We start from the raw sequence: 21,956 nt of genomic DNA on the forward strand, positions 1-21,956 counted from the left end.
CTGCTGTTAAGTGTTATTTTCTTACAGCAGGCCATTTCTAAATAGTAAATTGGAAAGAGGGGAAGGAAAATTGAATTATAATAATTTATCAGGGAAAATGGCAATCGTAACAGGGGCGGCGCAGGGACTGAGCCGCGGTATGGCGGAAGGACTTATGGAAGCGGGGGCTGCAGTATGTATTATGGATATTAATCCGGTAGCAGAGGAAACGGCAAAGGAATATCGTAAAAAGGGGTATGCATGTTATGCTGTTATCACTGACTTGGGAAATGATGAGACAAGAGAGAGTTTTTTTCGGGAGGCAGTCAGGAAACTGGGAGGACATCTTGATATTTTGGTAAATGGAGCGGGAGTGCAGCGCCGATATAATAGTGAAGAGTTTCCTCTGAAGGAATGGGATTTTGTTATGAACATCAATCTGAGAAGTGTTTTTGCTCTTTGTCAGCTCGCGGGACGTATATTCATGGAACAGCAAAGCCGAGGAAAAATTATTAATATAGCTTCTATGCTTTCATTCTTTGGAGGTGTTACAGTTCCTGCATATGCAGCGAGCAAAGGGGGTGTTGCTCAGATTACGAAGGCACTCTGTAATGAGTGGGCCGTGAAAGGAATCAATGTAAATGCATTGGCCCCAGGATATATGGCAACGGAAATGAACACAGATTTATTGGATGAAAAGAGTCCGAGGTATAAGGAAATTACAGATAGAATTCCAGCAAGAGCCTGGGGACAGCCAGAGGATATGAAAGGTCCTGTGGTATGGCTTGCGTCTGATGCTTCGGACTACATTAACGGAGCAGTTATACCGGTAGATGGAGGATATCTAGTACGTTGAGGGACGTATCGTTGAAGGAATGTTGGTAGGGAATTTTATAAAGGTTAGAAGAAAGTATTCTTATTAGTGAAACTTTATATTCTTGGACAGGATATTTTTATTCACGAGAGTTTCTCCAAGAACGTAATGGACAGAAAGGTAGGTGGAAAGATGGGAGGAATACCAAAGAGAATGAAAGCATTGGTTGCTTATGGAATTGGTGATTATCGACTGGAAATGGATTATGAAACTCCTATCTGTGGAGATGATGATATTATCATTAAGACGGAGGGCTGTGGAATTTGTGCAGGGGATTTGAAGTGCGAGCAGGGAATCAGGAGATTTTGGGGAGATGAGGAACAGAAAGCGTACGTGGAACCTCCATTCATTCCTGGTCATGAATTTGTAGGCAGAGTGGTATTGGCAGGGAAAAATGTAAAAGAGTATCAGATTGGAGAAAGATTGGTTGCAGACCAAATTGTGCCATGCGGAGAATGCCGATTCTGCAAAAAGGGGCTGTATTCTCTCTGCCAACCGCACAATGTTTTCGGTTTCAAATCTAAACTTAATGGTGGAATGGCAGAATATGTGAGGTATCCCAAAACGGCTGTACTGCACCGTGTGCCTGATGATATGCCGCTCAAGGATGCATTACTGATAGAGCCGTATTCCTGTTCAAAGCATGCAGTAGACAGAGCAAAAATTACTTCAGAGGATGTGGTAGTACTTTCCGGGGCCGGAACGCTTGGACTTGGAATGGTTACCTATATGCGTACGAAAAATCCTAAGAAGCTTATCGTTTTGGATTTGCTAGAAAAACGTCTGGAAAAAGCCTGTCAGTTTGGTGCAGACGTGGTGCTGAATCCTGCAAAAGAGAATGTAGTTCAGAAGATTCTGGAGATGACGGACGGATATGGATGTGATGTATATATAGAAGCCAGCGGAAATCCTGTCAGTGTGGAACAGGGACTTAATATTATCATAAAACAGGGACGATTTGTTGAGTTCAGTGTTTTTTCAGGCCCTTCAACAGTGGATTGGTCCATTATTGGTGACGAAAAAGAATTGGATATACTCGGAGTTCATTTAAGTCCATGGTGCTTTGACTATGTAATAGAGAAAATTATGTTGGGAGAACTGAATACGGATGGAATCATATCCGGTTTATTTCAGCTTGAAGATTGGGAAAAAGCCTTTATGCGTGCGACCGGGAAGGATGGTGATTTTAAGATAGCATTTACTTTTTAGAGAAGAAATTTTAGGATGTTAAAGGATTTTTTCGGCTAGATATTCTTATGATACCTTTATTGGGTCAAAATGTATTTGTGATAGTTACTGGCATAAAATTGTATAACCTGCAACTTTATATTTCGTGGTATGCCCCGTTATAATAAAGATCCCCTGTGAGTAAACAGGATTTCATTTCACTGTCTGCCCGCAGGGGAATATATCATTATCTGCCGGGATTTTTTATTCATCAAATTCCATCCGGTTACCGCAATAAATATCATGTACAGCTATTGTGGTCACTGATTTATCTCCCTCAGAAATTTCAAGGTATACCTGAATTCCCTCTTTAAATTCCAAGCTGCTGTCATAATCTTCTATTTGCTCATATTTTCCCCCAGTCTTTTTGTAGTTGATTACGGTGTACTTTTTTTCTTCATTATACTCAAAGCCGTATTTTTCATAATCCGTACTGCCAATGCCTAAACCATTAAAAAAAGTGGCGCCTGAATCCTCCCTGCAGTAAATGAAAGTCAGGAGGTCATCCGTATAACGAAGATCCATAAAACCGTAGTCATATATATTACGTCTTTTTATATACTCGTATGGACTCAAGATTTCTTCCACTTTATCACGGCTCATATATAATTGCAGTTTTTCCCCTGAAGGAAGCTTTACCCCTAACATTTTGTTGGGAGAATCTCCCGAACATGAGCAAAGTAACATTCCCATCATAAAAACAAGTACAAGAAACAGTAATTTCTTTTTCATAAAAATTCTCCTTATTATATAATTTTTTTTTGAAATCAGTTTGTCAAACGGAAGTGTGTGATTTGGCCGCTTTTTGACAGAAAATATCCTTTATTGGCTTGGATTCATATTCATACTATTTTATAAGGATACTCTGTTTAAAAGCAGTGTGTATACAAATATTTTTCTGTGTGACTATTGTACTATGTATGTGACGATAGGGCTGTAAACGGCTTTATTATTTGTATTTCCTGCCTAAATGACGCTCCTTAGTTATAACGGTTGTGTGCTCAGCAGGGCCGCCGTTGTCTAATGATAGAGAAGCCAATTGGTTTTTGTCAGGCGGCATACCGGTAAATTTCGGCCTGGATGGCTGAAGATTTGGCTGAGGATTTATTATGAAACAACAGATCCTTTTCAATACGATAATTAGCAATACATTTATTTCTAATGCATTTAATTTGATATAAAAAACGTTTATGAACGAAATAAAATTCCCTCTTTTCAATTCGGATTTCATATGATATACTTCAATACATGCAGATATAGTTCATCGGTAGAACGCTAGCTTCCCAAGCTGGAGAGACGGGTTCGATTCCCGCTATCTGCTTTTTTTATTGCCTGAATACCTTAAAAATCAAGGTATTCGGGCTTTTATTTTTTACTAATGCTTATTTTATCGTACGTAAAACCTGAAGGACACCATCATTCATATTCGTATCTGCGACAAAACGCGTCAGACCTTTGATTTCCTTTCTTGCATTCCCGATGGCATAGCTGTAATCCGCGCGCAGCAGCATGCTGGCATCATTCATATTATCGCCGAAGGCCATGGTTTCCTGCGGTGAAATTCCGTGCATGTTCTGATATTCGGAAAGCGCAATCCCCTTATCCGCATTAATCGGCGTAAAATTCATCCACTGCTTTCCAGCGCACACAAGCTGCAGCTCCCGGTGTCCATGCCATTTCTGATACAACCCCTGATGTGCGATTTCCTCAGCTGCCGTGGGATGATACAGCTCCACACTGAGAATTCCGTCATCGGCAGGCAAATCCTCAGGCATTCTCCTCAATTTGGTAATATCCAGCTGATACCCTTCTGTCAGCCAACGGTAAAGCTCATCGGCGCCTTCTTTTACATACCCGTCCTTCAGTGCGGAAATATAGGTCGTGCAGCCGGGAAGCGCTTCAATTTCCCGAACCAGCTCCATAGCCAGTTCATGCCGGATTGTATAGCATGACAGCAGGCTGCCCTGATAAATCGTACGAGCGCCGTTGTCGCAGATAAAAAGAATATCATCAATTACGGGAGCAAACAGTTTTTTCAGGCTCGAATAAGAACGTCCAGATACCGCGGCAAAAAGGATTCCGGCTTTTTTCAGACGCCGTATCTGGTCAAAATATTCCGGATTCAGCTCATGTCCGCCATCAGGCACAAGCGTGCCGTCCACATCGGAACAGATCAATTTAATCATGGAAAACCTCCCTCAGTCTTCTGTATTCAGAAACAACGGTAATACGCAGCTGCCCGAACCGTTGGTTATTATCGTAAAAATATATTACTCATTGTAGTCTTAACAAAGGGAATCCGTCAATACGGGTCTGAGAAAAAAAGAAATAAAAAAGAAACATAATTTTTTCCCCTTGATTCGCCCCAATTCAACAATTTCTTTTTTCATAAGGCTATGTTATGATAAAGAAAGCAGAAATTCAGGGGAAATGACGGCAGACGGCCGTCAGCTCCGGTAAGAGATAAAGGAGAGCTCATGCAGGATTTTCGGATGGAAACCTTTCTGGCGGTATGCCGGAATCTGAATTATACAAAAGCTGCGGAGGAACTGTGCATTACGCAGCCAGCGGTATCCCAGCATATAAGACATCTGGAGGAATACTATGGCACCAGGCTTTTTATCAGCGAGGGAAAAAAGATGGTGCTCACCGAAGCCGGGCGGCTTCTTCAGAGCGCGGGCCTGACCATGCGCCACGACGAGTGCGCCCTGAAGGAACAGATGGCCAGGGCCGGCGCGGAGGGCCGCAGTCTGCATATGGGGGCAACCATGACCATTGGCGAGTTCGTGCTTCCCTTTATGCTCAACCGTTTTATGTTGAACGAGCCGGAAGCTACCGTCCATGTCACTGTGGCCAACACAACGGACCTGCTGCGCTCCATTGACGAAGGAAAGCTGGATTTTGCTCTGGTGGAAGGCTATTTTTCGGGCGGAGATTACGACTACCAGATATATTCCACCGAAAAATACATCCCGGTAGCTGGCGCTGCCTACCAGCTGCAGGCCTCATCCCGGGGAAAAAAGCTGCTTCGCACCGAAGATTTGCTTTCGGAACCCATTCTCATCAGAGAACAGGGCAGCGGTACAAGAGAGGTTCTGGAACGAATACTGGAGGGAAAAAACCTTGCGGTAAGAGATTTCCGGAAAATCCATGAAATCAACAATCTCCAGGTTATGAAATACCTGATCCGCGAAGGCCGCGGAATTACTTTCCTTTATGAGGCAGCGGTCCGCCAGGAGATTGAGCAGGGCATTCTGCGCGAAATCAGGCTGAAGGATTTCAGTGTGGAGCATGATTTCTATTTTGTATGGAGAAAAGGAAGTATTTACGGTTCGGAATATAAAGAGATTTTTAAACAATTGAAGGGTGAAGAATACGATGGAAAAGAAACGCGGGAATGAGATGACGGGCAGGGAATATAAAGATGGGGGAAATAGCAGGGGAGATGGGAAAAGGAGAGAAAAGGGGAACTGGGATGAGATTGGTGGAGATAGTAGAGGAAGAGATAATAAGAGCAGAGAAAATAAAAGCAGAGATAATATGAGATGGGATGGTAAAGTCAGAGTTAGTAAATGCAGGGATGATATAAGTAGCGATAGTAAAGGTAGAGATAATAAAAGCAGTAATGTGGCGGCACAGAATTTTATTGGGAAGGATAGCGTTAGTAAGAGGGTGAAGGTGAGGAAGGATAAAATTAGGAGCGGACGGCCTTCAGAAGGAAGAGGGGCGGCAGGCAGGACTTCGGCAGGGAAATATAAAGATGAGGAGGAAAAATCTGCTGCAGGGAGAAGTATGTTCGGTAAAGCAGATGGAAGGTCTGTATCTGGTAGAACCATATCAGGAAAATCAATGGACGGGAAATCTGTAGCCGGTAGAAATATGTCAGGAAAATCGGCATATGGAAAAAATGTTTCTCAAAAATATACATCTGGTCAGGACAAATCCTCTGGCAGACAACAGTACGATCAAAGAAATAAGTCTGTGAGTAAAAAAAATGAGGTAGATGCAAAAAGTGATATAGCCCAAAGAAGCGGCAGAAGAGAAACAAAGTGTCCATATGAAAAGAAGTGCGGCAGCTGCAGGTATCTGTATCTGTCCTACGAAGAGCAGCTGAAGAAAAAAGAAGCTTTTGTCCGGCAGGAACTGGAAAAATGTCCTGAGCTGAAAGGCCATTTTAATCCGATTATCGGCATGGAGAATCCATGGAATTACAGAAACAAGATAACAGCAATTTTTGACAGAGACAGAAAAGGCAATCCCGTATCTGGAGTTTACGAGGAAGGAACCCATAATGTAATTCCGGTGGAGCGCTGTCTGATAGAGGATGAACTTGCAGACCGGATTATCGGTACGATCCGCGGAATGCTAAAATCTTTTAAAATTAAGGTTTATGATGAGGATATCAGATACGGACTGCTGCGTTATGTCTTGGTACGAAGAGCCTTTGCCACCGGCGAGGTTATGGTGGTATTGGTTACAGCCTCACCGGTGCTTCCTTCAAAAAGGAATTTTACGAATGCATTGCTGAAAGCTCATCCGGAAATCACTACAGTGATTCAGAATGTAAATACGCGTACTGACAGTCTGATATTGGGGGACAAGCAGCAGGTTCTTTATGGAAAAGGCTATATTGAGGATGTTTTGTGCGGCTGCAGATTCCGTATTTCCCCGGCTTCTTTTTATCAGATTAATCCGGTGCAGACGGAAAAACTGTATAAGAAGGCCATAGAGTTGGCTGGTCTGAAGGGAACAGAAACAGTAATCGATGCTTACTGTGGAATCGGAACGATTGGCCTGATTGCTTCTTCCAAGGCAAAAAATGTGATTTCTGTGGAACTGAACCCGGATGCGGTAAAGGATGCTATTGTGAATGCCAAAATAAACGGGATTAAGAATGTGCGTTTTTATAAAGCAGATGCTGGACAGTTCCTGACGCAGATGGCTGAGGAAGGCGCTAAGGCGGATGTATTGCTGATGGATCCGCCTCGGAGTGGGAGCACGGAAGAGTTTCTGCAAAGCGCAGCATTGCTTGGACCTGAGAAAATTGTGTATATTTCCTGCAATCCGGTGACTTTGGGGCGGGATTTGATGGTGCTTAGGAAGTTGGGGTATCGGGCAGAGGAGGTTTGGCCGGTGGATATGTTTCCGTGGAGCGGACATGTTGAAGTGATAATCGTGATGTCGCATTGTGGTTTGAAGAATAAATAGAGGAATAAACCACAAGATATAGTGTTTTTTTGCCTTTCCATAGATGTGAGAGAAAAGCCTGCAGATAGGAAGGTAAAATTCAGAGGATAGATAAACAGGTAAAGGAGAAACGAAGTATCATGTCAATGAGAGATTATGAAATGAACACCGCCATGTTATTTAATACCGGTTTTGATGACAGGGAATGTAATCGGTAGATGTTTGAAGAGATGAAAGGGAAAATTGTCAATGACATTAGTAGGGCATTCTAGAAAGATAAAACACTCTCCGAATATATCACCAGTAATCTGGATTTTACGTTTACCGGATACAAGATAAGGGTAGATTACACTTTTGTGTGTCATGATGAAAATGAGGCGGAAGCGGAAAGCTTTTCAAATTACTATTTGCAGAGTGTCCGGCATGGGTTGCAGGAGCAAAGGTACACAATGGAAAACCTTATCTGTAAAGCAAGTGACATGGATATGGGGTGGCCGGACAGAGCTGTGTCGGACGCAGCGAATGGTTGGAGAGCAATCCGCTTTACGAGATGGGATTTTACCGAGGAGGTTGTTTGGGCTGCTCCATGGCAGGGAAGAATCGGTGGACGGAATTTCGTCTGTTTCCTACCTGCCGGCAGGCGTATATACGGGCATTTGGGAAGATGCTGGATGTGATTTATGCCGGTGGAGGGGAGACGAAGTGGAAGACGTGTTCTCTTGGTAGATGGAGGAACAGAGTTTGGAGGGGCAGATGAGTTTGTTTTATTTGGCGGAGTGATTGGGGAAAATGTACAATAAAAAATGATATGATAAAGTTCCCGTTTTGTGGAACTTTATTGTTACATCTGTTAGAGGCATATATAGTTGGAGATGTATTAGGAAAAAACCAATATGACACATCAGAAATCAATAATCACAGAACGCTGTAATTTTAAAACTTACATATATTAGGTATAAGAGTTGAGAATGTTATTGCCAGGAGTATTTTCTACTTAGTAATAACATTTTATTATTTGCTCTGATGAAATGCTAAAATTAAATTCATGCTTAAAGGATGACTTGTTCTTAGGGATTGACGTAGATTTGGGAAAGTGATAGATTAAAATTAGTAGCACTCTAATAACACGAGTGCTAAAAAGTGCTGTATATATATAGAAGGGATGGGATGTATGAGTTTACAAAAATATTTTAGAGATTTTAATAAAACTATAAAGATGGATTATGATGTGAAATCAGAGCTTGCCAGTAAAAGAGATATCTTGTTAAAAAAATTGAGGGATAGTAATGAATTACCAGGTTTTACGGAATTAAACCAAGGAAGCTATATTATGTATACGGGCGTTGAACCATTGGATAAAGAATATGATATAGACGTAGGTTTGAGATTTAATGTTAATAAAAATGATTATGAAAGTCCAATGGAACTTAAAAATAAAATTTGTGATATATTAAAAAATCATACAGAATATGGTGCAAAAGTAAAGAAACCTTGTGTGACTGTAACTTATAAGAAAAATGGTGAGACAGCCTATCATGTTGATTTAGTTGTTTATACATATGAAGATAAAGATGATATGGAAAGCCAATTGTATTTGGCACGGGGAAAAGACAGTATTCCCGAAGAAATATGTTGGGAAAAATCAGATCCGAAGGGACTGGTTGATTACATTAATAATAAATTTGAAACTGAAACTAAAGATAGGGAGCAGTACAGACGTGTTATTCGATATATGAAGAGATGGAAAAATTTAAAATTCAGTAGCTCAGGAAATGCAGAACCACCTAGTATTGGAATTACATTGATTGCTGCGGATAAATTTGAAGTGTCCAAAAGTTATGACTACTTAGAAGAGGAATGGAAGTATGATGATTTGGAAGCACTCATAGGATTTGCTAAGGCGATTCAGAATCTCTTTAAGCTCCAGGGGGTCTCAGAAAATGGTAGATTGTTATATCGTATTAAATATCCATTACCCTCTTCCTTGAATTTTGAAAGTGATACAGATATATTTAAGAAAATGACAGATAGCTATATGACGGATTTTAAAGATAAGGTTGATAGGTTAGTAAACGATTTGGAAGAAGTAAAAGAAGAAGCAGATGAGGTAGAACAGTGTAAGTTACTGAATAAAATTTTCGGAGACGATTTTAAGATCCCAGAAAAAAAGAATGCCTCTAAAAAGCAGGTAAACTGTATACCTGTTTCAAGTTCTTCAGGAGTATAATATTTATGAACTTTGATGTTATTGAAGAAGCATTACACGCGAGTTCAGATGTTTTCAATATTGTTATTGTAGATACAACAATATTTGAAGGACGCAGTTATCAGAAGTTAATTGAATGTAATCTAATAGCTGGAGAGAGAACCATTCCGATTGTAATTGCCATACCAGAAAATTGGCAAAGAGTATTGATTGATATTTATATCAAACAGTATATGAATTTCCCCTTTATACCACACATAGATGTAAAGGGAAAAATCTGTTTGTTTGACATGGAAGGTGTTTTGATTGACCAGAATTTGTGTGGGATAATATTACAATCAATTAAGAGAGCAAAGAAAATTATTTCGAAGGGGTTATCAGGCGCCAACAAGGAAGATTTCATAAATGAATTTGATTTATATTGGCAACAACTTCCAGCTGTTCAAATGGCAAAGGTTGATGTACCGTGTGTTCAAAACGTTGGCATTGTAAAGTATTTTGTAAATACATCAAAAAAACGTAAAAAAGAATCGTATCTAAAATTTATGCAGAGATTAAGGGGAAGTATAATATACGTTTCTCAAGAAATTGAAAATTTGAAACGTTATTATAAAGAAGACAAAGGCAGTATAAGAAATGCCATTTACATTAAAATTAAAGTAGATGACTTCTTATATCCCCCGGACGCGCGTGGTACAAATTTAAAGGAATATTTTCAAAAAGTATTGGGGTATGTAAATGGGGAACAACTTCAAACAATTATTTCAAAAATAGGTAGCGATAAACTAGTGATTTTTGAAGTGTGGCAACCTAACGATACAATTACATTTTTGGGAGCTATATTTGAAAAAGTTTTGTTCTCTTTTGAAAACGGTTTATGTAATTTAAAATCAGTGAATCGAATTATTCCGATTACTGTTAGTAGAATAGATAAAATGTATTTAATGACTCGTTCTAATGAAGCAATTAATATCTTAACAGATAAAAAGATTTTGTTAATAGGATGTGGTTCTGTGGGAAGTTATATTGCTAATGAACTGGTGAAATCTGGAATAGAAAAGATGATGCTGATTGACGACGACCACTTATATGAGATTAATGTTTTTAGGCATTTACTTGGATTGGAATATGTAGGCCAGTATAAATGTGTGGCTCTGCAAAACTTTCTTGAAAAAAACATTCCTGATTTGAAGATTTTATCGCTAGTGGCGGATATAGAGGATGCGGTACAAGAAGGGAGTATTGAGTTTGAAGATTATGATTTGATTATATCTGCGACAGGCAGTCATAATGTTAATAGATGGATAAATAAATATATGTATTTGCATAAATTATCTACACCGATAGTTTATGCATGGAATGAGGTATTAGGGATTGGGAGTCATGTAGCATATATACAGTATGGGAATATAGGATGTTACGAATGTTTTTTTGGGCGAGATGAAGACACTGACGAGTTATATGATCGGACATCTTATTGTAAGCCTGGACAAAATATCGTTCAAAAAGTTGCCGGATGTGGAAGTTCTTTTATACCATATGGTTCTACTGTTTCTTTTAAAACTGCTGGTATGTGTGTTGAAACGGTAAAAAAGATTTTTGAAGGTAGATATACTGATAATATGATTATCTCTGCAAAAGGTGATGGTTATCATTTTAAGAAAGCTGGACTACAAGTGTCAAACAAATATCTAAGACAAATAGACGATGTCGTAGAATATAATGGAAAACAGTTTAGTAAACCAGGGTGTGAATTTTGTGGAGAAAAACATGGTAGTTGAAAATGACGATAGAAAGATAAAAATTTGTAATAGTATATTGCAAATTATGTATAAGTATATTCAAATTGTACGAAAGTCTTGCGAGGCCGGCGGCATTTTAATTGGTCGAGAGAATTCTGGTAATTCTAATTTAATTATAGAGTATGTTACAGAGCCAATGGCCTCGGACAAAAGAAGTAGATGTAGATTTTCGCGCAAGGATAAAGGACATCTTGAATTTTTTAAAAAAGTATATGAGGAAAATTCAGAAATATATGGTTATATTGGCGAGTGGCATACGCATCCAGAAAATATTCCACATTATTCATTTATAGATGCGAACAATTGGAAAAAAATCGGAGAAGAAATGAAAGATAGAAATCAATATCATATTATTGTTGGAATTCAACAAGTTGGTATTTGGGAATATAATGCTGATAAAAAGAAAATTACTCAAATATGCAGTGTGGATTGGAAAGGGATATTGAAAGAAAATGAGACACTTTTTTAAAAAGGTAAAAGAAAATTCTCGTTCTATTGCAGAGATTATTGTATTAGTGGTTGCTGTTTTTATACCGTCTAAAATTGACGCTACAGGTCTAATCGGATTATGTTTTAAAAATACGCTTATAGACTTTGATAATATAAAATATCTCTTTTTATTAAATGCAGGTAATTGGGTTATTGGATTAATTTTTATGCTGTATTTATTATTGAAGATTAGGGGGTATAATAAAGGGAAGATGTTCAACACCCAAAATGTATATCATAATTACCCATATTTATGGTATTGGTTTTGTGCAAAGATATTAGGGTATGAAAAATGCAATTTGAAACTGGTCCCCATATTTGCCCAGTTCAAATTGGTCTTAAATGATACATTCCCAGAGTATTATGTTGGGGCTGATGAAGATTATCCAGTTATAGAAAATGAACATATAGATATTCAGAAGAAGAACTATAATCAGGTATCAGAAGAAGTTAATTTGATTTTAGCAGATACATACCCAATAGATATTAGACAACAGATACCTATTAATAAACGAAGATTATCAATGATTATTATTGAGCGTGATAGAACTGATGTTAGTAGATATTATAGTCCACAGTTTGTAGCTAAGATTGTAGATGAAGTAAGGCGGTTGCCGAGTAATGTCAAAGATATTAATGTATATGCAACGACAAATCCAAAACATACGTTGAAAATTGTAAGAGATGCATTTAAATTAGCAGAACGAGGAAATATTGAAAAATTAGTGGTTTTTCAACAGGAGAAAAATGGGAATAGAAAATTTGGTAGAAAAGGAAAAGTGATTTATAACAATAGATGATAAAATGAAATCATAAAATATAGGCAGGGAGAGACATTTTTTCCTGTCTTTTATTTATTGTGAAATAGTATTATATATACGCAAAGATACTCTAAAATAGATACTAAATATAATACTGCTACTCTATGAGGATGATTTGGAGATGCTGCAGTGTATCCAGACATGTGTTAAAATAATTTCGAATGGAAGATTGCTCTCCATTAAAGTCGTCAGAGGGAGTAGTGTGACCACACTACTTAAGCTTTTGACTGTGTTTATTTGAAGGGGGGTGTATCTGGTTATTGCTTCTTTCACATTCAATGATGGCACTATCTATTAAGAAGTAGTAATTAGTATTAAATACTACAAATAATAAAGTGACTGACAAAGCATAGACATCAAAAATTTTATTGTTGGCAGTATTTTCAATTAATAAGGACATTTTTTCGCATATGCATTGACATATCGAAGTCTTGAAATCTATGATTTAATCTTTACAGAGATTGCATGAAGATTAAAAATGGTCTACAGAGGAGATTGGGATTGACAAGTATAACGACGAATCCGCTAGGGGAAGGCTATACCTTTTTAGCATCATTATTACACACTCGAGACACGTGGAAACCGCCGTGTTGCTGGTGCGGGAAACTTGATTCTAGGCGGGTTTGCGATATTTTTAGCGGCAAATGGAGTTGTGTTTTTCTGCAAATAAAGAAGGATGAGTTTCCGTCTGGATGGGGACGGGGATAATGCCGGAGAGTTTGAAAATGAGGGAGAAAATTAAGATGATTAAGAAAAAAGATATTTATGACAGAGTTGTTCATGAACTGTCGATTTATGTAAATGATTTAGAGGCAAAGGCAGAAAATAATTTATTGGACGATAATGTATTCTCAGAAGATTTTATTAAAGATTTATTGAACGCTTGTTTGGGATGGAATTTAATAAATCTGAATACAGAAACAAATAGGTTTCCAGGAATTGATTTAGGTGATAAAGAAAGAGGTATTGGAATACAAGTTACTTCTACTAAGACGAGTAAGAAAGTTTTGGACTCATTGGATAAGATTGTTAGTAATAATGTTGATAAAGATTATAATGAGATATATTTCTTTATTTTAGGAAGAAAACAAAATAGTTATTCTGTGGACTTTGCACAATATGACACATTGAATTGTTCAGAAAGTAATATTTGGGATGTTTCAGATATAATTGCATGGTGTGCTCATTATGATTCAGTACATATGGATCAAGTATGGAATGTAATAAAACGAGATATTCTTATAGAGAATGAAAAATCCGGTATTCCAATCGAAATAAAAAAGGGGATTCTTGAACTGAAAAATGCAGTACATAAAGTTTTTGCCACATCTAATCAGTTACTTCAAACTCATTATGCGCCCGGAGAGTATATAGAAGAAGTTAATAAATCATTAGGTGAATTAGACAAAATGCTGCCATATCTTGATGAGATTACATATTTTGCATGTAAAGAGGTTCTTGAAAATGGATTAGAATTGGGGAAAGCATTACAAACCCAAAATAAATGGGGATGGAATATCGAGGCGAAGTGTTATTACATAATGTATAAGATTTTAGTAGAAAAGAATTTACAAGAAGCTTCAGAATTAATTGCAAATGATATTCCGGGATTGCAAAATGGAATGGATATTGTAATCGATGGAAACAGTTTGTTTGATAGATTAATTAAGTTAAAGATAGATGAAGATATTCTTTATAAACAATTTTCTGTAATGAAATTTCAGAGGGTTATAGAAGAGAGCATTTTAAGAAAAAGTAAAAAGTGTAAGATTGTCTTTTCGAAAGATAACATTTATTATAATAAAGACTTGATATGTCGAATAGAAGCAGAAGGAATCCCAGTCATAGTACTTGAAAGTAGGTTGCAATGTATCGAATTTGTGTGTCAGCAGATTAGGAGAACTTTTGAACTCGTATTAGTAAGTACAAGCGACGATTTGGTGAGCAAGGTATCTTTAGAAAAAGACAATTATTATTTGTATACAGTTTCTTTTGAAAATGATTTACCAAAACAATCTTCTCCAATATTTTTTTCAAGAGGTGATATAACATCGATGGGATTGAACCATTGTTTCAATTATAATGAATGTAAAACAATTAATATAAAAAATATTACTGAAGCTATATATAAAGATATGCTTTCAAATGCAAACGATTGTATTTCTCATCAATTAAGAGTTGATTGGTCCGGTGATGTATATTTATCAACAATTACGGGAGCCGAAGAAATTGATGGTATAAAATTCAGATGGGAGAGTTGGAATCCAGGGAACGGATATGCAGGACCACGTGCTGCTTCAGATCATGAATATGTAAAGCAATCAGTAGCGTCGCTGAAAAAATGTTGGGAAGATGGGGTTCGTGGATATTGTGATTTTTATGCTATCCTCTAATAAGGAATCTGTAAAAAGGATCAATTATAAAAGATATTAGTAGTGAATTTTGAAAGGGAAATTAGTACAAGTAACTAAAGAAAATATTCTAGATAATATTCCATCAAGCTTGGCGAATGTGTTTATGCAGGAGAGATATTTCTGTATTAGAAACTGCAGTAAATGAAATGTATGTAATTTTATGAGGAATCAAATGGAACAACAATTTTATGAACAAATTAAAAAAAATTCTTTCTGAATCCAGAAACAAAGTATATCAAACTGCAAACTTTGCAATGGTGGAAGCATATTGGAATATAGGAAAAAGTATCGTGGAATAGCAGGGCGGAGAGGGAAAGGCAGAGTATGGAGCCAGATTAATAGTAGAACGCTCTAAACAGATGACGGCAGATTTTGGAAAAGGATTTACTGCTGCAAATCTTAAAAATACGCGTCAGTTTTATCTTGCTTTTCCAAAAAGCTACGCACTACGTAGCGAATTGAGTTGGACACATTAGCGCCTGCTTATGCGTGTGGAAAATGAAAATGTTCGTGAATTCTATGCAGAAGAAACAATAAAATCGAATTGGAGTACACGTCAGTTGGAAAGGCATATTAATTCTTTCTTTTATGAAAGACTGCTGTCCTGCCTGAATAAAACGGAAGTTTCAGAAGAAATTCAAAAATTAGAATCCATAAAAGTACCAGAAAATATTATCCGTGACCCATATGTATTAGAGTTTTTAGGATTAAGTCCGAATGATAATTTTTATGAGAGCGATTTAGAAGAAGCATTGATATTGCATTTGCAGATATTCCTCTTAGAATTAGGGCGAGGGTTTTCTTTTGTTGCCAGACAAAAGAGGATTACATTTGACGGGCGGCATTTCCGAATAGGTCTTGTTTTTTATAATTATATTTTGAAATGCTTTGTACTAATTAATTTAAAAATTGGAGATCTGATACATCAGGATTTAGGGCAGATGCAGATGTATGTACATTACTACGAACGTGAATTGATGAATGAGGGAGACAATCCACCGATAGGAATTGTTCTTTGTGTGGATAAAAGTGAATCTGTAGTAAAGTATACCTTACCAGAAAATAAAACGCAGATTTTTGCGTCAAAGTATAAGCTATATCTTCTAAGTGAAGAAGAACTGTCACGGGGATTGCAAAGAGAGTATAGAACATTGGAATATGATAAAGAAAAATCAAGTTAACCTTTCTTAGAGATAGTGTAATTTTGGTAAGAGGGGTAAATTTATTCATCAAGGGGTGATTTTCGTTCAAAAGGGGTAAGAGGGGGGAAAATTTGACGAAGAAATTTATCCCTCCACTATATAATGAAAAAAATTTGCCATGTAGTATAAAATATCCGTCCCACAGCATGTGGAGACGGTCTGCTTGCTATCACGAAAACTGCAGTAAATCAAAGGGTTCTGCGATTTTGGAAGAAAAATGGATGTGTGTTTCTGTTTCCGCAGAGTGATGATATAACCGGAGGTTTACCCCAGGAGATTGGCTTTTGGGAATAAAAGATATATAATTTGGCGAAAGGATACTTTTTGGCAAAAGTGATGTATTTGGGGGGAAGTGATATGGACGGTAAAAGAATTCAAGGGTATTGGTCAAATGAAATGTAGTCCATGTTGTATACTTATAAACAATTTCAAATACTAATTCCAGCAGAGAATAGAGATGGTGCAGCACATAATGGGGAAGATGGACGATATGTAGACACATTGATACGGGAATATCTGAAAAGGTATTTACCTAAAGATTTGGAAGTTTTAACGGGATTTATTTTGAGACCAGCAGTAAAAACCGGACTAAAAAACAAAAGTAGAAAACATGAAGTAGATAGACATTCAACACAATTAGATATATTGATTTATGATAGTGCTAAGTATCCCGTTTTTCAGCGATTTGGAGAAAATGTTATAGTGCCTCCAGAAGGTGTTGTGGGGATTATTTCTGTAAAAAAAATTACATGAAAATGACATAGTGCATGAGACTCAAGCATTGAAAGCTGCATCAAAATTGTGTCATTGTATTGATGATCGAGGACAGCATTTGAGAGGACCGTTTTTAGCACTGGTTTCAATGGATACATTTGAGAAAACAGAAAAAATTACAGAGCAATGGATTTTTGAAAAATTGATTGGGGTATATTCAAAAGAAAATGACTGTTTTGATGATTTGATAGGATATATTGGCTCATTTAATAAATGGAGTATATTTAAAAGGCGTCCGAAGAGCGGAAAAGTTGGTGAATATATATTTTTTAATCACAGTGAAGAAGAAATTCACATGGGTTTTCAGTTTTTATTAACAGGAATATTGAGCGTATATTATGATGAAACTCGTAACTATATTTCACGGCCTGGATTTACAGCATTTCCTTCTCAGCGGGATTGTGATAAGAAATTAGGAGATATATAAGTTAAGAAAATTCGATAACTCCTATGGATGGGGAGGGGTAAAATGTTGCCCCGCTTTAAAGATGTAAGGTTCTCCTTCGCCATGTAGTATAAAATAAAACTTCAGAGGCATGTCGAAACCGCCGCGCTTTTTGTGCGGAAACCTTGATTTTATGCAGGTTTGCAGGAATGTTTGAAGGAGATGGAGTTGTGCTTTTTCGGAAAGTAAGATGGATAAGTTTCCATCTGGATGGGGATAACGCAGGATAGTTCAAAAATAAGGGCTTTTTTGGGAAAATATATACTTTTAAGAAAAGACACGTTTTGGATAAATGTTTTTCTTGCAAAAAATAATAACAAGGGAAAATGGTGATTGCTGATCATACACTGGTGATATAAACAATTATGATTGTAGAATCAAGTCCAGAGGAAAAAGGGATGATGATTAGTGCGGTTATGAATGATATCAAGTAATTAAGACGTATGGGATTCCGCCCAGGGTCAATTCTGCGCTGTGAACATCATTATTACCCACTCAACACATTGCGAGGTTTGTGTGAAATTGTGTCGAAAATAAATATATTTTGGCTGAATTAACTCGTTGAGTTACTTTCATAATTAAACAATAAGAGGAATTTCTTGTTAGTGAGGAATTACCAGAAGGGGTTTGAGTATGTGGAATATTGCTATTAACAAAACCTGTCATATACTCATGGAGATTATGAAAACGGTAAAAACTTTATAGAAGCAAGGAGGAGTGTGTAATGGCTTCACTGCCGATTTATCAATTTTATGTAGAATTGCAAGATTATACACCCATAATATGGCGTCGCTTCCAGGTGCTTGGAAATGTTACTGCGGCAAGGCTTGGCTATATGATCATGACGATGTTTGAAATGCAGGCAAGCCATTTGTTCTGTATCGATGTAATGTACCGTCGAAATTTTTATCAGGCTATGGGTAAATCATTTTCAGCAGAAGAGATAGAAAAACTATTTCCACCAGATAAAATAAAAGAAACCTGCCGTTATGAAGTACAGAATCAAATGACTGTTGATTTTGACGATGAAGAAGCGGAGAATGCAGTGTATGCCAAAATATCACAGTTGGTATCAAACAGCGGTGATGAAATGGTTCTTTTCTACGATTATGGTGATGGCTGGGAGGTTTCCATCACTCTTGAAAAAATATTTGAGGATAAGGAATTGCCGGGCAGAGAGCTACCGCGGGTTCTTGAGGGCAACGGTTATGGGATTATTGAGGACTGCGGTGGACCAGGCGGTCTTAATAAATTGGCAAGGGCATTCAAGAAGAAAAGCGGAAAGCAATACTGGGAATTTTGTAATTGGCTTGGATTTGAGGAATTGGATCTGACATCCTTTGATGTTGACGATATGAATTACAGACTGAAAAAAGTCCCAAGAATTTATGCCGATGCATATGAATTGGGTTTAGAGCCGACAAAACAATCATTAAACTTGCTCATGAGAAAATATAAAAAGTAAATGTTTATTGTAAAGTATGTTTTTATGAAAAGAAGAGGGGACTATCGTGGACAAAAAGCATTGTATGAAACAATTGAAGATCTGTCATTGGCGCTATTGTATTTGACGAGGTTTCAGAATAATTATAAATTCTGCCGGTATATGGATTTTGATGTAGTATTCATGGAGGAGAGCTTTTGATTATATTAATTTTTGGTGTATCCAATGTGGGAAAAACTGCGATAGGAAAGAAGTTATCAGAAAAGCTGAATTATGCCTTTTTTGATCTGGATCATGAAATTAAAGTGTTTTTTCACACTACATTGGAAGATTTTATGAGGGAAAATCCGTGGCCCCATGAAAGATTCATAAAAAAGGGGAGCGTTTTAAAGAAAATTATTTTAGACAACAAGGATAATATGGTGATAGCTGTAAGCCCCATTTATGAGGCGCGTAATTTTAATTCCCTGCTTGATAAGGAACAGGTCATAGCGGTTGAATTGCAGGATACGGAAGAACATATTTTTGAGAGACTTATATTCTCTGATGAAAATGATAATATTTATCAGGATGATGAATATAAAAATGCCCATAAGGATTACTATATAAGAGATATCCATCGAGATATTGTATATGTGAGAAGGATATATAAAAAGATTCAGTGGAAATATTTTGTTGATAACAAATCCATAGATCAGGCAGCAGAGGAATTATTAGAGTTGCTTCCGGAAAAATTCAGGGAGAAGAAAGAGAATTATGGGCAGGAGGTCCGGATTTAAAGGATAATGAGGAAAAATTAAAAACCCTAAATAACCTTGTCTGGAGATAATTTGCTCTGGTTAAAATCAATGCTGTCAAGTATAAAGATTTCCGGATAAGAACTTAGGCTTAGGCATTGAATATATATTCCACAGAACATATAATAGATAAGTATCCGGCTCGACGGAGGCGACGTAATTCCGGATTATATATACTAAAAAAACAGCAGCAGAATGGAGAGCTACAGTGAGCACAGAACAAAAGACAAAATCATTACTAAACCATCCTTTACTCCAATTACTAAAGAATAACAAAGGAAATCCAAGAACATTAATACTGATGGAGCCTCTATGGGGGATCCCCTTTAATTTAATCACACCATTTGCCACCCTGTACATGTATTCACAGGGAGTAACCGACGTCCAAATTGGACTGATTCTGTCGATTGCCATGGTAGTCCAGGTGATTTTTTCTTTCTTTGGCGGAATCTTAACGGATAAGCTGGGGCGGAAATTTACAACTATGATGGGCGATTTCTTCGGGTGGAGTGTTGCCTGCCTGATATGGAGCATATCCAATAACTTCTGGCTTTTTTTGATTGCCATGTTATTTAACTGCTTTGAACAGATTAACCAGACCGCGTGGTATTGTTTGCTTATTGAAGATGCGGAGCCCAAAGATTTGTTGGGAATATATACCTGGGTGAATATAGGCGGTCTGATTGCCATTTTTTTTGCACCGATTTCAGGCTTGCTGATCAATTCGTTTACCGTGATTCCGGTTATCAGGGTTTTATATTTGGTCTTTGCTGTGAATATGCTGATTAAGGTAGTAGTTACTTTTCGGTATTGTAAGGAAACCCGGCAGGGAAAGATCCGGATGGCCGAAACAAAGGATACCTCTTTGTTACATATGTTATATGAATACAAGGAACTGATTCCCAGGGTACTGAAGGATAAGGAGGTTATGAAGGTACTGAGTGTTTCCGTCATACTATATATCACAAATATAGTCAGTACTAACTTCTTCAGTTTATATGTGACGCAATGGCTGGGCATAGAATCTCGTTATCTGGCTTTTTTCCCGATTCTGAACGCGGCTGTAATGTTAATTTTTATGATTGGGATACAGCATAAACTGGAACTTGTAAAATTTCGGATTCCTATGTGGATTGGATTGGCATTATATGCAATAGCAGTGATTCTTCTGATACTGGCACCCACAGGCAGTATACCGTTTGTTATTGTTTATGTCTTCGTTGTAGCGGTAGCCGGTTCTCTTGTTATGCCCCGTAAAGATGCTCTGATTCAGTTGAATATTAATGCGGAAGAGCGGGCCAGGATTAATGCATTAATTATGTCCTTTACAATTGCTTTTTCTTCTCCATTCGGCTATTTTGCCGGATGGTTATCAAGTATTGACCGGCGTCTGCCATTTATGTTTTCCTTTGCTTTGTTCCTTGTGGCAATTATTATTGTAGGCCGAATCCGCGATCCTGAGTTCTCTAAGTAGTCATTTAAGGAATAGTGTCCTCTTATGCCATGGATGATAGAGACTTTGCTATGGGAAAAATACGAAAAATAGAGGCTTGTTATTGACACAAAAAATAGACCTGCGTATAATTATGTTAATAAAAAAATGCTTTTAAGAGGGCTGATACTTAAACGATATCTGTTCGTTGTTCAAATCATTGTTCGTTATCAGACTACACAAAAATCCGATATATATACCGACATTCAGTTGGTCACTGGGAGACAATACTAAAATTAGCCACAAAGAGAGAGTATATAGCACAGCGATGTTATTGCTCTCTCTTTAAATTTATAGAGGGATGCAAAAAAATATTGACAAACCAAATTAAATACAAAAACAGGAAAAGTGAATGAGAACAGAAGCAACGATGGAAGAATTGAAAAAATTATATGAATCGGCTTCAAGGATTCAGAAATTAGAGCCATGGGAATTGCTGTAGGATATGGAAATCATAGGGATATAGGCGGATAAAGATCCTGAAAACACAGTGTTTTACAGCATATTGGGAAAAGGCGGAGACTGTTATTGTATTTCGGTCTATGAAGGATATGATGCTTTTAACAGCTTTGTGATGCTGACTATACAGGAGCGGATGAATTTGTCGGTGGAATATGCAATGTTTAATCAGCACAATCTTACCTGCTACTGGGGAAACCGGGAAGAATTATCAGCGAAGCAGAGAAAAATAATCAAAACACTGGGATATAAATATCGCGGTAAAAATAACTGGCTGTATTTTATGTCTTATGAACCAGGATATTGTTAATACAATCTGAATCAGAATGAGGTGTTACGGATGA

The 21,956-nt window shown here is 37.3% G+C and carries 17 protein-coding genes, 1 tRNA gene and 2 pseudogenes; 18 read left to right on the forward strand and 2 right to left on the reverse strand.

Annotated elements, in window-relative coordinates; translation table 11 throughout:
* The first annotated feature begins 97 nt into the window (after window positions 1-97).
* Together DXC51_RS13810 and DXC51_RS13815 are read left to right on the forward strand one after the other, a co-directional pair.
* The gene (locus DXC51_RS13810; protein ID WP_021634941.1) at window positions 98-835 is read left to right on the forward strand and encodes an SDR family oxidoreductase; all 738 of its coding nucleotides are present in this window, start codon (window positions 98-100) and stop codon (window positions 833-835) included.
* Between the two features lie 66 nt (window positions 836-901).
* Window positions 902-2,062, forward strand: coding sequence for an alcohol dehydrogenase catalytic domain-containing protein (locus tag DXC51_RS13815; protein ID WP_021634940.1), 1,161 nt, complete (start codon window positions 902-904; stop codon window positions 2,060-2,062).
* A 222-nt stretch (window positions 2,063-2,284) separates the two neighbouring features.
* Here DXC51_RS13815 and DXC51_RS13820 read toward each other — a convergent pair whose 3' ends face one another.
* A complete protein-coding gene (locus DXC51_RS13820) occupies window positions 2,285-2,812 on the reverse strand; it encodes a hypothetical protein (RefSeq protein ID WP_021634939.1) in 528 nt (175 codons plus the stop codon).
* A gap of 518 nt (window positions 2,813-3,330) precedes the next feature.
* On the opposite strand from DXC51_RS13820, the gene DXC51_RS13825 reads away from it, so the two are divergent.
* Window positions 3,331-3,401: transfer RNA gene (locus DXC51_RS13825), tRNA-Gly, on the forward strand.
* 61 nt (window positions 3,402-3,462) lie between these two features.
* On the opposite strand, the gene DXC51_RS13830 is transcribed toward DXC51_RS13825, so the two are convergent.
* On the reverse strand, window positions 3,463-4,266 hold the full coding sequence (locus DXC51_RS13830; RefSeq protein ID WP_021634936.1) for an HAD family hydrolase: 804 nt from the start codon (window positions 4,264-4,266) through the stop codon (window positions 3,463-3,465).
* Between the two features lie 291 nt (window positions 4,267-4,557).
* On the opposite strand from DXC51_RS13830, the gene DXC51_RS13835 reads away from it, so the two are divergent.
* The 15 genes and pseudogenes from DXC51_RS13835 to DXC51_RS30835 all read left to right on the forward strand — a co-directional run.
* The gene (locus tag DXC51_RS13835; protein WP_021634935.1) at window positions 4,558-5,481 is read left to right on the forward strand and encodes a LysR substrate-binding domain-containing protein; all 924 of its coding nucleotides are present in this window, start codon (window positions 4,558-4,560) and stop codon (window positions 5,479-5,481) included.
* A 580-nt stretch (window positions 5,482-6,061) separates the two neighbouring features.
* Window positions 6,062-7,288 (forward strand): 23S rRNA (uracil(1939)-C(5))-methyltransferase RlmD, encoded by a 1,227-nt coding sequence (gene rlmD, locus DXC51_RS13840; RefSeq protein ID WP_320920480.1) that lies wholly within the window; start codon window positions 6,062-6,064, stop codon window positions 7,286-7,288.
* Between the two features lie 1,150 nt (window positions 7,289-8,438).
* Window positions 8,439-9,494 carry a nucleotidyltransferase domain-containing protein gene (locus DXC51_RS13855; RefSeq protein WP_021634932.1) on the forward strand — a complete coding sequence of 352 codons (1,056 nt, stop codon included), beginning with the start codon at window positions 8,439-8,441 and terminating at the stop codon, window positions 9,492-9,494.
* 5 nt (window positions 9,495-9,499) lie between these two features.
* Window positions 9,500-11,254, forward strand: coding sequence for a ThiF family adenylyltransferase (locus DXC51_RS13860; RefSeq protein WP_021634931.1), 1,755 nt, complete (start codon window positions 9,500-9,502; stop codon window positions 11,252-11,254).
* Window positions 11,244-11,744, forward strand: coding sequence for a Mov34/MPN/PAD-1 family protein (locus tag DXC51_RS13865; RefSeq protein WP_021634930.1), 501 nt, complete (start codon window positions 11,244-11,246; stop codon window positions 11,742-11,744). The genes DXC51_RS13860 and DXC51_RS13865 overlap by 11 nt, the downstream gene beginning before the upstream one ends.
* The gene (locus DXC51_RS13870; RefSeq protein WP_021634929.1) at window positions 11,728-12,564 is read left to right on the forward strand and encodes a hypothetical protein; all 837 of its coding nucleotides are present in this window, start codon (window positions 11,728-11,730) and stop codon (window positions 12,562-12,564) included. Before DXC51_RS13865 ends, DXC51_RS13870 begins: the two co-directional genes overlap by 17 nt.
* Before the next feature lie 764 nt (window positions 12,565-13,328).
* On the forward strand, window positions 13,329-14,978 hold the full coding sequence (locus DXC51_RS13875; protein ID WP_162162491.1) for an SMEK domain-containing protein: 1,650 nt from the start codon (window positions 13,329-13,331) through the stop codon (window positions 14,976-14,978).
* 380 nt (window positions 14,979-15,358) lie between these two features.
* Window positions 15,359-15,535, forward strand: a pseudogene (locus tag DXC51_RS30825) (DUF1016 N-terminal domain-containing protein); the annotation flags it as partial.
* Between the two features lie 24 nt (window positions 15,536-15,559).
* A complete protein-coding gene (locus tag DXC51_RS30830) occupies window positions 15,560-16,180 on the forward strand; it encodes a PDDEXK nuclease domain-containing protein (protein WP_243003203.1) in 621 nt (206 codons plus the stop codon).
* Window positions 16,181-16,606: 426 nt separating this feature from the next.
* A complete protein-coding gene (locus tag DXC51_RS29790; protein ID WP_021634924.1) occupies window positions 16,607-16,954 on the forward strand; it encodes a DUF6602 domain-containing protein in 348 nt (115 codons plus the stop codon).
* Between the two features lie 28 nt (window positions 16,955-16,982).
* A complete protein-coding gene (locus tag DXC51_RS29795; protein WP_198168616.1) occupies window positions 16,983-17,402 on the forward strand; it encodes a hypothetical protein in 420 nt (139 codons plus the stop codon).
* Between the two features lie 742 nt (window positions 17,403-18,144).
* On the forward strand, window positions 18,145-18,885 hold the full coding sequence (locus tag DXC51_RS13890; protein WP_021634921.1) for a plasmid pRiA4b ORF-3 family protein: 741 nt from the start codon (window positions 18,145-18,147) through the stop codon (window positions 18,883-18,885).
* Between the two features lie 176 nt (window positions 18,886-19,061).
* Window positions 19,062-19,643, forward strand: coding sequence for a shikimate kinase (locus tag DXC51_RS13900; RefSeq protein ID WP_021634919.1), 582 nt, complete (start codon window positions 19,062-19,064; stop codon window positions 19,641-19,643).
* Window positions 19,644-19,869: 226 nt separating this feature from the next.
* The gene (locus tag DXC51_RS13905) at window positions 19,870-21,135 is read left to right on the forward strand and encodes an MFS transporter (protein ID WP_025490817.1); all 1,266 of its coding nucleotides are present in this window, start codon (window positions 19,870-19,872) and stop codon (window positions 21,133-21,135) included.
* Between the two features lie 499 nt (window positions 21,136-21,634).
* Window positions 21,635-21,922 (forward strand): annotated as a pseudogene (locus DXC51_RS30835) (DUF7309 domain-containing protein); the annotation flags it as partial.
* Between the last annotated feature and the right edge of the window lie 34 nt (window positions 21,923-21,956).

Source organism: Eisenbergiella massiliensis (assembly GCF_003435485.1).

Bases quoted from the DNA above. Each gene is read 5' to 3' on its own strand.
- DXC51_RS13810 (WP_021634941.1), top strand. From the start codon at position 98: ATGGCAATCGTAACAGGGGCGGCGCAGGGACTGAGCCGCGGTATGGCG.
- DXC51_RS13820 (WP_021634939.1), bottom strand. From the start codon at position 2,812: ATGAAAAAGAAATTACTGTTTCTTGTACTTGTTTTTATGATGGGAATG.
- DXC51_RS13830 (WP_021634936.1), bottom strand. From the start codon at position 4,266: ATGATTAAATTGATCTGTTCCGATGTGGACGGCACGCTTGTGCCTGAT.
- DXC51_RS13835 (WP_021634935.1), top strand. From the start codon at position 4,558: ATGCAGGATTTTCGGATGGAAACCTTTCTGGCGGTATGCCGGAATCTG.
- DXC51_RS13855 (WP_021634932.1), top strand. From the start codon at position 8,439: ATGAGTTTACAAAAATATTTTAGAGATTTTAATAAAACTATAAAGATG.
- DXC51_RS13860 (WP_021634931.1), top strand. From the start codon at position 9,500: ATGAACTTTGATGTTATTGAAGAAGCATTACACGCGAGTTCAGATGTT.
- DXC51_RS13865 (WP_021634930.1), top strand. From the start codon at position 11,244: ATGGTAGTTGAAAATGACGATAGAAAGATAAAAATTTGTAATAGTATA.
- DXC51_RS13870 (WP_021634929.1), top strand. From the start codon at position 11,728: ATGAGACACTTTTTTAAAAAGGTAAAAGAAAATTCTCGTTCTATTGCA.
- DXC51_RS13875 (WP_162162491.1), top strand. From the start codon at position 13,329: ATGATTAAGAAAAAAGATATTTATGACAGAGTTGTTCATGAACTGTCG.
- DXC51_RS29790 (WP_021634924.1), top strand. From the start codon at position 16,607: ATGTTGTATACTTATAAACAATTTCAAATACTAATTCCAGCAGAGAAT.
- DXC51_RS13890 (WP_021634921.1), top strand. From the start codon at position 18,145: ATGGCTTCACTGCCGATTTATCAATTTTATGTAGAATTGCAAGATTAT.